The 12,956-nt window shown below is 59.3% G+C and carries 12 protein-coding genes, 1 tRNA gene and 1 pseudogene; 7 read left to right on the top strand and 7 right to left on the bottom strand.

Going from position 1 to position 12,956, the window contains the following annotated elements:
- The first annotated feature begins 128 nt into the window (after positions 1 to 128).
- Positions 129 to 722: a hypothetical protein gene (locus JAB8_RS29830; protein WP_254679457.1), complete on the top strand. Its 594-nt coding sequence runs from the start codon at positions 129 to 131 to the stop codon at positions 720 to 722.
- Positions 723 to 740: 18 nt separating this feature from the next.
- On the opposite strand, the pseudogene JAB8_RS05645 reads toward JAB8_RS29830, so the two are convergent.
- A pseudogene (locus JAB8_RS05645) lies at positions 741 to 1,175 on the bottom strand (MFS transporter); the annotation flags it as partial.
- 189 nt (positions 1,176 to 1,364) lie between these two features.
- Here JAB8_RS05645 and JAB8_RS05640 point away from each other — a divergent pair.
- Both JAB8_RS05640 and JAB8_RS05635 read left to right on the top strand, forming a co-directional pair.
- Positions 1,365 to 2,279 carry a hypothetical protein gene (locus JAB8_RS05640; protein WP_139142955.1) on the top strand — a complete coding sequence of 305 codons (915 nt, stop codon included), beginning with the start codon at positions 1,365 to 1,367 and terminating at the stop codon, positions 2,277 to 2,279.
- Between the two features lie 314 nt (positions 2,280 to 2,593).
- Positions 2,594 to 3,085 carry a hypothetical protein gene (locus tag JAB8_RS05635; RefSeq protein ID WP_070288826.1) on the top strand — a complete coding sequence of 164 codons (492 nt, stop codon included), beginning with the start codon at positions 2,594 to 2,596 and terminating at the stop codon, positions 3,083 to 3,085.
- 233 nt (positions 3,086 to 3,318) lie between these two features.
- Here the strand turns inward: JAB8_RS05635 and JAB8_RS05630 are convergent, their stop codons facing one another.
- Positions 3,319 to 3,972: a TetR/AcrR family transcriptional regulator gene (locus tag JAB8_RS05630; protein WP_070288825.1), complete on the bottom strand. Its 654-nt coding sequence runs from the start codon at positions 3,970 to 3,972 to the stop codon at positions 3,319 to 3,321.
- A 135-nt stretch (positions 3,973 to 4,107) separates the two neighbouring features.
- Here JAB8_RS05630 and JAB8_RS05625 point away from each other — a divergent pair, with 135 nt between their 5' ends.
- Together JAB8_RS05625 and JAB8_RS05615 are read left to right on the top strand one after the other, a co-directional pair.
- Complete coding sequence (locus JAB8_RS05625; protein WP_070223477.1) at positions 4,108 to 5,001, top strand: NAD(P)/FAD-dependent oxidoreductase; 894 nt, start codon at positions 4,108 to 4,110, stop codon at positions 4,999 to 5,001.
- Between the two features lie 365 nt (positions 5,002 to 5,366).
- On the top strand, positions 5,367 to 6,230 hold the full coding sequence (locus tag JAB8_RS05615) for a class I SAM-dependent methyltransferase (protein WP_070288823.1): 864 nt from the start codon (positions 5,367 to 5,369) through the stop codon (positions 6,228 to 6,230).
- A gap of 417 nt (positions 6,231 to 6,647) precedes the next feature.
- Here the strand turns inward: JAB8_RS05615 and JAB8_RS05610 are convergent.
- The 4 genes from JAB8_RS05610 to JAB8_RS05595 form a co-directional block, all read right to left on the bottom strand.
- Positions 6,648 to 6,722, bottom strand: a tRNA-Val gene (locus JAB8_RS05610).
- A gap of 81 nt (positions 6,723 to 6,803) precedes the next feature.
- Positions 6,804 to 7,520, bottom strand: coding sequence for a DNA polymerase III subunit epsilon (gene dnaQ / locus JAB8_RS05605; protein ID WP_070288822.1), 717 nt, complete (start codon positions 7,518 to 7,520; stop codon positions 6,804 to 6,806).
- 205 nt (positions 7,521 to 7,725) lie between these two features.
- Entirely contained in the window at positions 7,726 to 8,163 is a 438-nt protein-coding gene (gene rnhA / locus JAB8_RS05600; RefSeq protein WP_034784447.1) for a ribonuclease HI, read from the bottom strand.
- Complete coding sequence (locus JAB8_RS05595) at positions 8,156 to 8,932, bottom strand: class I SAM-dependent methyltransferase (RefSeq protein ID WP_070288821.1); 777 nt, start codon at positions 8,930 to 8,932, stop codon at positions 8,156 to 8,158. Before JAB8_RS05595 ends, rnhA begins: the two co-directional genes overlap by 8 nt.
- A gap of 19 nt (positions 8,933 to 8,951) precedes the next feature.
- On the opposite strand from JAB8_RS05595, the gene gloB reads away from it, so the two are divergent.
- Entirely contained in the window at positions 8,952 to 9,761 is an 810-nt protein-coding gene (gloB, locus tag JAB8_RS05590; protein WP_070223473.1) for a hydroxyacylglutathione hydrolase, read from the top strand.
- Positions 9,762 to 9,841: 80 nt separating this feature from the next.
- On the opposite strand, the gene aceB is transcribed toward gloB, so the two are convergent.
- On the bottom strand, positions 9,842 to 11,440 hold the full coding sequence (gene aceB / locus JAB8_RS05585) for a malate synthase A (protein WP_070223472.1): 1,599 nt from the start codon (positions 11,438 to 11,440) through the stop codon (positions 9,842 to 9,844).
- A 216-nt stretch (positions 11,441 to 11,656) separates the two neighbouring features.
- Here aceB and JAB8_RS05580 point away from each other — a divergent pair, with 216 nt between their 5' ends.
- Positions 11,657 to 12,568, top strand: coding sequence for a LysR family transcriptional regulator (locus tag JAB8_RS05580; protein ID WP_070288820.1), 912 nt, complete (start codon positions 11,657 to 11,659; stop codon positions 12,566 to 12,568).
- Positions 12,569 to 12,956: the final 388 nt, after the last annotated feature.

Below are 12,956 nucleotides of genomic sequence, written 5' to 3'. Positions count from 1 at the left end.
TGCTGCGCGAAGGCGGCGACGAGCTTGCGCCATGACCAAAGCCCCAGGCAACCAGCACCGGCCGGCGCGCCCGCCGTGGCCGCCGTGGCCACCGCCCCTACCATCAACACTTCCTGCAAGGCACCATCATGAAAAAACATCTGTTCCAGGCAGTTTGCTTCCTGGCGGCCATCGCCCTCTGCACAGCCTGTGCCGCACCACACTCGCAGCAAGGACCCGGCATGATCGTGACCTTCAGCAACGGCATCAAAGGCAAAAAAGTCTACGTCATACGTGCGAGAACGGCGAACGGTGTATTTTTTCCGACCCCCGGGTCCCTTGGTCCCGACAAGAATCCGATGACAGGCGGCAAGACCATGGGCGCCGCTCCCGATGGCCGCGCACTGCCGCAATGGGTGGAGTTCGAATGGACCGAATGGCCCTATCCAGCACCGCCTCCACCAACAGAGCCAAGCGCCCTACAGGCATGGAACGACCGTGTGGACTTGCTGACCCGGACTTTGCCGCACAAACGTGCCCGCGTCGCCGTCCAGTCACGCGTGCCGCAAGACGTCATCGACGAAGTACTGGCGTCAAACAGGCAAAGAGCGCCCAACGCGCTGTCGGACAAAGATCTCTGGGTGTATTTCATCTGGTACGACACGGGCATCAAGTTTCGCTGGAGGCTGCTGCAAGGCTGTTGCAAGATGCTGCGCGAAGGCGGCGACGAGCTTGCGCCATGACCAAAGCGCCAGGCCCCACAGAGCGACCAAAAACATCAGGCCTGTTCCTTGGACTGGCAGCAGGATCTTGCCGAGTGCCGCCAAGCCCGCCAGCGCAGGCATGAGCACTAAAGTGGCACGCAGGCTACGCTCCATTAGCCAGCCGGCCAGCAGCGTGCCAACGAAGTTGGCGACACCAAAACCCAGGAGCATCAGAGACAAACCGTTTACATCTATATGGACAACGCTTTCAAGAGCGGGGCGAATATAGGTGAACAATGCATATTGCCCGGTATGGGCCAGTACGCAGCCCAACATCCCGATCCCGATCCCCGGGCGACGGAGCAATCGCAGCACCGATGTGGTGCGCGTCATCGTGCGCGGCGCCATACGGGGCGGCGTGAACAATTGAAACAAAAGTGTTAGCCCTCCGACAGCCGCGGCTGCTATAAATGCACTGCGCCAGCCATATATGCCCCCTAAGTCACTGCCCAGCGGTACGGAAACGACCGTCCCGATGGCGATGCCGCTGAATAATCAGAACGGCTAAAATGAGCAAGCAAAATCAAATTTTTCCATTGTCTAATCTCGTCAGTGAACTATTGACAAGTACTGAAGCATCAGCGGGCAAGACTGAACTTTCATTAAAAATATTAAAAAGATATGTCCATTTTCGATCTCGTCCTCAATATCTCTCCCTCCTTCCATCGCCAATGTTCAATTCGGATTGAAGGTGAGGCCACGGGACTGGCCACATTTGAAGCCCTTCAGACAGGCCTTCTTCCGCGCATTACACATAGTTTGCCAGTCGAAAGTGAACAAATGGCGACACTCCATAGACGTTCTTCCGCCATGTTAATGGAGTGGGATGAACAGTGGAATCAGCTTGGCTTGGATGGAATTAGCATTAACGGAGTTTTCGGTTCCTCGAGTTCGAAGCCTCAGTTGTTTTCGTTGTGGAGTCCGAAAGAAGGGTGCGCTGCACACACGATGCTGGCTGCTGTGTTTGAATGTTTGCCCTTTGACCGTTGCAGCGGGCCTGCTGGCGAACTGCTCGAGATTGTGCGGAGCTATTTAGACCTGCAGCCGCCCGTCAGCATCATCAACTATAAGCCGACGCATCTTCGGCTTGCACCGTGGGTGCATGCAAATGACGCGTGCGAGGTCGAAAGCCATTTGCGGATGCTTGCCGATGACGGTGACTTGATAGTTGATGCGTCCGGTATGGAGCGATTTTGCGGAGCGCTAACGCAGCTACTGCCTGTTGAGCATCTGCTGAAAAGACGTGGGGAAGTACGTTGGATAGTCCGCAGCGAGTTTTCAAATGCTCTCATACAGGCTGGTGTTGCACAGTCTATGATTGAAATTGTTCCAGCCCTTCCGATTTCGCGCAAGGGTGAACCGATAGTGCTCGGCGGTATTTTTGTGGGTTCTTCAGAATTGATTTCTTTTGCCAAAGCCGGAGAAAGAATGCAATTGGTTCGCAGTTTTAGAAAAGAATACTCACTGACGATCGAGCAAGCATCTAAGGCTACAGCGGAGCTAATGGAAATTGTCGCATGCCATCTAATGCATTGAAGGAAACGAAAGCACGTTTTTCTTCGCTCAATTTCCAGTGATGAATCGGCGCCAGTAGCTTAGACTCTCCTGAGCCATAGCTCTTGAAAGATGAAAAACCGATGGATCGTGTTTGGCATGGGCGTCCTGCCAGGCACCTGGTGTGCGATCTCGTAGCTGCCCGCTCCAACGACGAGATCGGGTCTGGCCTATCTATTCAGCTCTGCAATGATGCATTTAAGTTAAAGTGTTGCGTTGATCGATTGAACCCGCAGCCAAAAGCAGCCTTTGTCAGTGATGGATTTGCTCAGTTCCCTTCTGCCTGAATCGCGACCATGAAGAATCAATACCGTGTAACAAAATATGACCCCTCGCTGAGAGATGCGACAGGCGGATACACAGGCTGCGATTGGACTTCGCGATCTGATATCGGACGGGTATTTGACGGTGGGATGCTGTCTGAGGCGGTGTATCTGAATGTTGAAAATAGCTACCTGTCCGCTATGAAAAGTTTCCTGGATGAGGCAGGTATCGAGTCATTGGCGTTGACGGCATTGGAATGTCGCGACGCCCCCGCAGATGGCTTTCTGCACCGGGGGAACCTATCTATTGCTCAAAGCCTCGATTTCGCGCGTCTTGTCCTTCGCGAAGAGGCCTGGGGAAAACTCGTCGTGCCAGGCAATGCGTATGTCCATTTTGGCTATGACTACTACATGTACATCGGAGTACCCTCGAAATGCGAGCGGTCGATTGCGATCACACGCGATCTAGGTCTATTTGTCGAACGAATTCGCTCGCCTCATCTTCGTCAACAGCCATTCAGATAAGTTACCCGACTTCGGATGAGGCAAACGAGTCAGTGCAGTGGTTTAATGTACCCGTCAGTCAAAAAGTAATCGAGTGGGATGGTCCCGCGTCAGGCATAAGCCGACACCAAAGAACACTAAAGCACCTCTCAGCCCGCCTAAATGCGGGCTGTTTTCGTTTTCAGCCTGGCACTGTCTGGCAAGTTTTCGCACCACCAAGCCCCCCTCCCGCTACTATGAACTGCCCGGAGCAATCAGCTGCATCCGCCCGCATGGTCGTTGCCACCGTGCCCGGCGATGAACATGGCGACTGCGGACCGGCAATAGGATTCGATTTCGTTGTCGTCCTCTGCTATCGCTTCATTGAAGCGTGCGATGATCAGCAGATCGGAACCTTTTAACAGCGCGGCAAACAAGCGGGCGGACCGGCGAGGATCGGGCACATGCAGAACCTCCTTCGCGTGCAACTGACGCAACAGAGCCTCGATTTGGGCGATGACATGGGCGGGGCCTGCTTCGTATTGGAGCTTGCTTAGCGACTGTTGACTCGTCTTGTCGGCCATGATCATGGCTTCGATACGACGGACGTCCGGGTTCAAGAACGTGCGAAGCAGAGATGATCCCACCGCCATGAGCTGATCCTCGGCCGAACCGTCTACGCCTTCAAACAGGGCCTGCGGTGCAAACTGATGGCAGCGGGCCGCGATGGCAGCGCTAAACAGCGCCTCCTTGTTCTCGAAGTGCCGATAGATGCTTAGCTTGGATATCTTCGCCCGCTGGGCGACCTTGTCCATTGTCGTCGCTTGAAAACCCAATTCCACAAAAAGCTCGCACGCCGCGTCGGCGATCGTTTGGCCAAGCGCCTCGTTGGTTGGCCGGCCGCGCCGGCCCTGATTTTTTTCAGTCATAAAAATTCCAGTACTTGACAGTATCCAATTCTTTAATTAGGATACCACATAGTATCCAAAAGGTGCAAACCCAATGGACAGGTTATTGCGCGCCAAGCCCTACCCAGCCCTCACCCACACACGGAGTCCATCACCATGAATGACGTCATCATTATCGGCGGCAGCTTTGCTGGCCTCGCCGCCGCCCTGCAGCTCGGCCGTGCCCGCCGCAAGGTCACGGTCCTCGACAGTTGCCGGCCGCGCAACCGCTTTGCCGGCCATTCGCATGGTCTGCTCGGCCACGATCACAAGCCGCCGCTGGACATCCTGGTCGAGGCGCGGCAGCAGCTGGCGCGCTATCCAACGATCAGGCTGGTCACTGCCCGTGCCGAATGCATCTCCGGTACGATCGACGATTTCTGCGTCGTCACTGACGATAACGAAAGCCTAAGGGCACGTCGCCTGATCCTGAGCTATGGCGTCGTCGATCAAATGCCTGATATCCCGGGCTTCGCCGAAGGCTGGGGCACGTCCATTGTGCCCTGCCCCTATTGTGACGGTTTTGAAGTCGCCGGCCAGCATTGGGGCCTTGTCTGGTCTGGTCCGCAGTCGCACAATTATGTCAGGCTGTACGGCGATTGGACCGAGACGCTGACGGTCTTCGCCGATGGGCACGACATTCCACCCGATATCCGGGCCGATCTGGCGCGCCGCAACATACCTGTCGTCGATGGCCGAATCATGGAAATCACCCGACACGGAGGCGAAAATGCCACTGTCAAGCTCGATACCGCCACCAATGTCGCGGTCGACATCCTGTTCGCGCATCCGCGCAACAAGCCGTCCGCAAGCCTGCATGAATCACTGGGCCTCGCTACAGTCAATACGCCACTGGGCATCGCCATCAAGGTCGACGAGCGCCGCGAAACCAGCATACCCGGCATCTACGCCGCCGGCGATCTTGCAAACCCAGCCATGGCCTCGGTCACCACGGCAATATCGCAGGGCGCAACGGCGGGTATCTCCGCTCAGCAGTCGATGCTGGTTTGAGGGCACAGATTTGTGATGAGCATGGCCATCGAACCCGACAGCGCCGGTGTACGCATCCCTCCGCCCGTCATCTATCCGGGAGCGCTGCTGTCGGGGTTGGCGGCGGAGCAGATCGAACGCGCGGCCGCGCTCGCAATTCCTCACCCACTCACGGTCATGAGATCCTCTCCGCGCAGGTCGAGGACCGCCATCGGTTCGCCGCACGGCATGCGATGGAGGTCGTCCCCCGACGTCGACCACTTCCTACACATCGAGGCCCCCGAGGCGATCGCGGAACGGATCGCGGCGTGGGGCCGACTCGTGTCATTCCCCCCTGCCTCGACAAAAGGGGTCTAGTCAAGAACAAATCAGAACAAGGAGATAGCATGACAGAGCAAAATGCCTATCAGGTCGCCGACTGGAATGATCAAAGCGGAGAGCGCTGGGTCGCAAACCAGGCCCGGCTTGATGCCATGGTGGCGGTCTTCGGCCAAGCCGCGATCGAAGCCGCCGCGCCCGCGACGGGCGAGCGCGTGCTGGACGTCGGCTGCGGCGCAGGCGCGTCGAGTCTGGCTCTGGCCGCCCGCATCGGCGCGCAGGGGCAAGTGCTGGGCGTGGACATATCCGAAGCGCTGATCGGCCGCGCACGCACGCTTACGCCACAACATACGCCGGCCCAGTTCCTGGTAGCCGACGCCAGCAGTGCCGAGTTGCCGGAAGGCGCGTTCGACATCCTGTTCTCGCGTTTCGGGGTGATGTTCTTCGGCGATCCAACAGGGGCGTTCGCCCATATGCGACGCGCGCTGCGGCCGGGCGGGCGGGTCGTTTTCGTCTGCTGGCGCGGCGCGGCCGAGAACGAATGGGTGCGCCTGCCGATGGGCGCGATACAGGGCATCGTCGCGCTGACCGCGCCGCCCGATCCCGAAGCGCCCGGCCCGTTTTCGTTCGGCGAGCGGGATCGGGTGACGCGCATCCTGACGGCAGCCGGTTTCACCGATATCACTGTCGCGCCCTTCGATGCTTCCGTCCCGTTCGGCGAGGGCGGAACGCGGGACGCTGCGATCGACGACGCGGTGAAGATGGCGCTCGAGGTCGGCCCGCTGTCGCGCGTGCTCGCCGCTCAGCCCGATGAGATCCGTGCCCGCGCCGCGGTCGCCGTCCGTACCGTCTTCGCGGGCCGCCCCGGCGAGCGCTCGGTGATGATCGACGGCGCGGCATGGATCGTCACGGCGCGCAATCCGGCAAGTTGACACGGATTAACACGGGAGACGCCCGCCGCTTGGTGGAACGGGGCGCCTTGGGCCGGGCAGATTGATATCCCGTCTGGCATGGCTCTGACGCCACTGGCGCTGCGATGAAAAATGTGCCGTCTAGGATGTCCGACTTTATTGGTCGTCCAGATAAAAATATGAGCTTGCAGGGACTGCTGAAGGTCGCGACCGACCGTTTCCGCCCGGCCGATAGCAGACGACATGCGTGGCTTAGGCTTTGAGAGCAAGGAAGAGATATGATAGGCGTAAGCCTGCTTGATATGAAAACGGCCGCAGGAAGCGGCCGTATCGTTTGGGACTGGACAATGGACGAAAATCCCATTGCCCCAAGTTTGCCCCAAGTTCGTATTCAGACAAAAGATGAAATCCTGAGTCATTGAATACAAACGAAAAATTTGGTGGGAAGTGCAAGTTTCGAACTTGCGACCCCTGCAGTGTGAATGCAGTGCTCTACCCCTGAGCTAACCTCCCGAAGCGAGGCGAATTATCGCATAGGTGTTGCGGCATCTGCAAGGGCTGGCAAGAGGAAATTTACCATGCCCCGCTTTTTTCTCAGGCGGCCGCTGGCGGCGACGTGACGGCGGTCCAGATGCACTGGCCTTTGGCGGCCTTGTCGAGGCCGGCGATGGTGGCTGCGTGGGCGGCGAGTTCGTCGGCCGTGGCGCTCTGGAAGATGACTTCGGCCAGGGGCACGATTTCCAGCACGGCGCCGTCGGCGGCCACTTCCACCTCTTCTTCCATGCTCAGGCTGTTTTGCCCGCGCGTCATGGCCAGGTAGACGTCGGCCAGCAATTCGGAGTCGAGCAGCGCGCCGTGCAGCTTGCGGTGGGCGTTCGAGACGCCGTAGCGGTCGCACAGGGCGTCGAGCGAGTTGCGCTTGCCCGGATGCATTTCCTTCGCCTGCACCAGGGTATCGATCACGCCAACCACTTGTTCATGCACGGGCGGCAGGTTCAGGCGCTTGAATTCCGCGTTCAGGAAGCCGATATCGAACGGGGCGTTGTGGATGATCAGTTCGGCGCCGGCGATGTAGGCGCGGAATTCGTCGGCGATTTCCGCGAATTTCGGTTTGTCGCTGAGAAATTCCGTCGTCAATCCGTGGACGGCCAGCGCGCCCTCTTCCGAATCGCGCTCGGGATTGATGTAATGGTGGAAATTATTCCCCGTCAACATGCGGTTGTTCAGCTCGACCGCCCCGATCTCCAGGATGCGGTCGCCCGTGCGCGGGTTCAGGCCGGTGGTTTCAGTATCGAGAACAATTTGACGCATGGCGGATTCATTCGTAAAAGCAAAAAGCGAAGGGCACAGTATAGCAAACCTGTGTACTGCTGCAATCGCACCCAGACATGTTCGAACGCCCAACAAAACAGTAGCGAGCGGCAGTGATTTGTGGCCGAGAAGCGCAACCGTACTCTAGTACGGTGAGCATCACAGGCCGCAAAGCGCGCCGCGCAGCAGGTTGGGTTGGGCGTTCTTAGGCGCGCACGGTTTCCACGCCCAGGTTGGCCAGCTGATCGGCCCGCTCATTGCCAGGATGGCCATTGTGGCCGCGCACCCAGCGCCATTCCACTTCATGCACGGCCTGGGCCGTATCGAGCGCCTGCCACAGGTCGACGTTTTTCACGGGCGCCTTGGCCGCCGTTTTCCAGCCGCGCGCCTTCCAGCCGTGGATCCATTCGCTGATGCCCTTCTGGACATACTGGCTATCGGTATACAGCACCACCTGGCAGGGACGTTTGAGCGCCGTCAAGGCTTCGATCACGGCCTTCAATTCCATGCGGTTATTCGTCGTATTGAGTTCCCCGCCGTAAATTTCTTTCTTGGCGCCATCGGCTACCATCAGCGCGCCCCAACCGCCCGTGCCGGGATTGCCCTTGCATGCGCCATCGGCGTAAATCTCTACCTTATCCATCTTGCTGTTCCCGCCTTTTATTCGTGACCGGTGCGCCTGCGGGCGCCGTCGCCGGTTTCTTGGTCCACGCCGGACCGATCAAACGCATCCCTTTGACGCGCTTGATCGCCTGCACTATATACACTGCGCCCAGATATGGCCACCAGCGCGCGCCCGCCTTGTCCATGAAAGCGTTGCGGCGCAGCCATTTTTCTGTCCTGCAGGCAGGTGCGTAGCAGCCGAAGTAGCTTTGGCTGACGCCCATGTTCAGCAATTTTAACCAGTCTTTCATGCGCGGCATAGAGATCAGCTCGCCCGCCTGCGGCAGGTAGTGGCGTCCCGTGACCCGCCCCAGCCCCTGGCGCACGCCCCACAGGCTGGCCGGATTGAAGCCGCAGACGATCACGCGCCCCTCGGGGATCAGCACGCGCTCGACTTCGCGCAAGACCTGGTGCGGCTCGGCGGCAAATTCAAGCACGTGCGGCAAGACCACGAGGTCCAGGCTTTGCGAGTCGAACGGCAACTCGTCAAAAGCCGACACGAGGGTGAGGCGGCTGTCCTGCGGCGGACGCGATTGCAGGCGCGAATCGAGCAGCCATTTGTTCGGCATGCGGTTGGCGGCCAGTGCGTCGAGCTGGGGCAAACCTATCTGCACGGCATTAAAACCGAAGATGTCGACGGTCAGACTGTCGAGACATTGCTGCTCCCAGGCGCGCACGTACACACCGGCCGGCGTCTGCAGCCAGCCGTCAAGCGCTATAATGGATTTTTCGGATGCCACACTGTCCATTCAGTTTTCTCTTTTGCTCATGACACACTCCCCTGAACACGCTTTATCGGTACTTGCCGTGCCCGCTTTTGCCGACAATTACCTGTGGCTGATCCATGACGGCCGCCACGCCGCCGTGGTCGACCCCGGCGATGCGATGGCCATCCTCGATGCGCTCAAAGCCCATCAGTTGACCTTGTCCGCCATTTTACTCACGCATCACCACGCCGACCACACGGGTGGCGTGCCTGAATTGTTGCAGCATTTCGCCGTCCCCGTCTTCGGCCCTCGCAATGAGGCTATCACAGCCATCACGGAACCGCTTGCCGAAGGCGATGTCGCTTACGTGCCCGAACTGGGCTTGCAAATGACCGTCATCGACGTGCCTGGCCATACGAAGGGGCATATCGCCTACGTGCGCCAGCGCGACGAGCGCAGCGGCGCACCGTGGCTGTTTTCCGGCGACACCCTGTTTGCGGGCGGATGCGGCCGCCTGTTCGAAGGCACGCCGGGCCAGATGGCCGACTCGCTGGGCAAGCTGGCCGCCCTGCCCGACGATACCGAGGTATTTTGCGCGCATGAGTACACCTTGTCCAATTTGCGCTTCGCTAACGCCGTCGAGCCGGGCAATGTGGCCTTGCAGGAACGCATCGCCATCGACACGGAAAAGCGCCAGCAGGGTTTATCGACCGTGCCGTCGACCATTGCCCTTGAAAAGGCCACGAACCCCTTCCTGCGCTACCGCGAACCGGCCATCCTGAGCAGCCTGAAGGTGGAAGGCAAGCTGACCACCGATGCTTCGCCCGTCGAAGCATTTGCAGCCTTGCGGATGTGGAAAAATAATTTTTAAACGTACTCTTTCGCCATAAAAAATCCCGGCAGATGCTGATCGCATCGCCGGGATTTTTTTATGCTGTTATTTGATCAGGATCAGATTTCCTCGTACAGCGGCAAGGTCAGGAACTCGGCGAACGATTCCGACGTCGACATTTCCTCGAAAATCTGGCCGGCGCGCACATAGGTCGGACCATTGCCGCCCGGCGCATCGCGCTGCACCTTGGCCAGCTCTTCCGGAATCATGGCGCGCACCATGTCTGCCGTCACCTTGCGGCCGTCTTCCAGCACGCCCTTGCTGGAACGAATCCACTGCCACACTTGCGAGCGGCTGATCTCGGCCGTGGCCGCGTCTTCCATCAGGTTGTGGATGGGCACACAACCGTTGCCGGCCAGCCAGCTGCCCAGGTAGTGGATGCCCACGTTGATGTTGTAACGCAAACCGGCTTCCGTAATCGGCGCTTCCGGCTGGAAGTTCAGCAAGTCCGATGCCTTGACGTCGATGTCGGGACGCTGCTTCTCGATCTGGTTCGGCTTGTCGCCCAGCACTTTGGTGAACTCGCCCATGGCCAGTTCCACCAGACCCGGATGGGCAACCCAGCCACCGTCATAACCGTCGGTGGCGTCGCGCGCCTTGTCGTTGCGCACGCCACCCATGGCGATGTCGTTCTTTTCCGGATCATTCTTGATCGGGATCAAGGCCGCCATGCCGCCGATGGCCGGTGCACCACGTTTGTGGCAGGTTTTCAGCAGCAGCAAGGCGTAGGCGCGCATGAAGGGCGCCGTCATCGTGACTTTCGCGCGGTCGGCCAGGCAGAAATCCTTGTCCAGCTTGAATTTCTTGATACACGAGAAGATGTAATCCCAGCGGCCCGCGTTCAGGCCCGAGCTGTGCTCCTTCAGTTCGTACAGGATTTCATCCATTTCAAACGCGGCCAAAATAGTTTCGATCAGCACCGTCGCCTTGATCGTGCCTTGTGGCAAGCCCAGTTCGTTTTGCGTCATGACGAAGATGTCGTTCCACAGGCGCGCTTCCAGGTGCGATTCCATCTTCGGCAGGTAGAAATACGGGCCGGCGCCGCGCGCCAGCTGCTCCTTGGCGTTATGGAACATGAACAGGGCGAAATCAAAAATGCCGCCGGAAATGCGCTTGCCGTCGACCAGCACGTGCTTTTCATCGAGGTGCCAGCCGCGCGGACGCACAACCAGGGTCGCGATCTTGTCGTTGAGCTTGTACGACTTGCCATTTTGCTCGAGCGAAATGGTCTTGCGCACGGCGTCATACATATTGATCTGGCCCGTGATCTGGTTATCCCAGTTCGGCGTGTTCGAATCCTCGAAGTCCGTCATGTAACTGTCCGCGCCCGAGTTGAAGGCGTTGATGACCATCTTGCGCTCGACGGGACCGGTGATTTCCACGCGGCGGCATTCCAGCGCCTTCGGAATCGGCGCGATCTTCCAGTCGCCGTCGCGGATATGCGCGGTTTCTGGCAGGAAATCAGGACGCTCGCCCGCGTCGAGGCGCTTGGCCCGTTCCACGCGCACGGCCAGCAACTCCTGGCGGCGCGGCTCGAATGCACGCGTCAGCTTGGCCACCAGCGCCAGCGCGGCAGGCGTCAAAATCTGTTCGTAGCCGGGGGCGATGTCACCCGTGATTTGCATGCCATCGGGAAGTGCGATCGTGTTCTGCGTCATGAAGTTCTCCGGTTTTTAGTCAATATAAGTAAAGGAAATCTGGTGATCCAAGTATAAGCGCAACGACTGCGCAGGCAAGCTGGACAGAGGCGCAAAAACACTCTGCCAGGCGGCGCGTTTGTTCTATAGTATTGCACTATAAGGCATGGAAACGAGATTAAAAATCACTTCATCTATGCGTTTTTATCACAAGTGATGACATAGCGGGAGCAACACATGGGCCAGTTCAGACAAATATCGACCTTCGTGGAAGTGGTGGCCAAGGGCAGCCTGTCGGCCGCCGCGCGCGCGGAAGGCATCGCGCCGGCCATGATAGGCCGCCGTCTCGATGCACTGGAGCAGCGCCTGGGCGTCAAATTGCTGCAGCGTACGACGCGCAAGCTGGCGCTCACGAATGAAGGCGCCGCTTTCCTGGAAGATTGCCAGCGCATTCTGGGGGAACTGGAAGAGGCGGAAGCGGCCGTGGCCGAGCGTAGCGTCAAAGCCAGCGGCCATTTGCTCATTTCCGCGCCGGCCGGCTTCGGGCGCCAGCACGTGGCGCCATTGATTCCCTCGTTTGTCGCCGAGCACCGCGACGTGACGGTGTCGCTGAATCTGAACGACCGCCTCGTCGACCTGATCGGCGAAGGCATCGACGTGGCCATCCGCATCGCCAGTCTGTCCGATTCCTCGCTCGTGAGCACCAAGCTGGCCGACAACCAGCGCGTGCTCGTCGGCTCGCCCGCCTATCTGAAACGGGCGGGCACGCCGCGCATCCCGGCCGACCTGGCCAAGCACAATTGCCTGGCGATCAGCAGCGAAGGCAGCCAGCGGGGCTGGACCTTCCGCGAAAACGGCAAGAATGTGATTCTGAAAGTAGCAGGCAATATGGTCTGCAACGATGGCGAAGTGCTGCACGACTGGGCCCTGGCAGGCAAGGGCCTGGCGTGGCGCTCGATGTGGGAAGTGGGCGCGGAGATCGAATCGGGCCAATTGGTGACGGTGCTGGACCAGTTCGCCGCGCCGGGCAATGATATTTATGCCGTCTTCGCCCAACGCCGCCACTTGCCGCTGCGCATACGGGCATTTGTGGATTTTTTGCGGCATGCATATTCCCAACCCGACTACTGGCGCGAGCGCGCCATCTGAGGATGCCGGACCCAAGCTGCTGCGCGACAGTTTTGCCCCCGTCGTGACGCGTGAGGGAACAACTTCAGCCCCCTGATCGTGCGTAGGTCGGCTAAGGGCGGCGTAGGTCGGCTTAGCGCAGCGTAAGCCGACACCCCAGCTCATGCACCTCGCCAGCACCGCCATTGTCGGCTTACGCGCAAGCGCTAAGCCGACCTACCAGCTACCGGCCTGCCCGGCGAGGCAGGCCGGCCAAAAATCACTGGGGTTCGCAATGGCTTGATTGCGCACCGCGACGTGCGAGACGCAGGTCGGCATGGGGCAGCGTAGGTCGACGCAAGTCGGCGTAGGTCGGCGTAGGTCGGCGTAGGTCGGCGTAGGTCGGCTTAGCGCAGCGTAAGCCGACACC

This window comes from Janthinobacterium sp. HH106 (genome assembly GCF_001758725.1).
Classification (GTDB): Bacteria; Pseudomonadota; Gammaproteobacteria; order Burkholderiales; family Burkholderiaceae_D; genus Janthinobacterium.
This window is presented reverse-complemented; position numbering and strand designations above follow the sequence as displayed.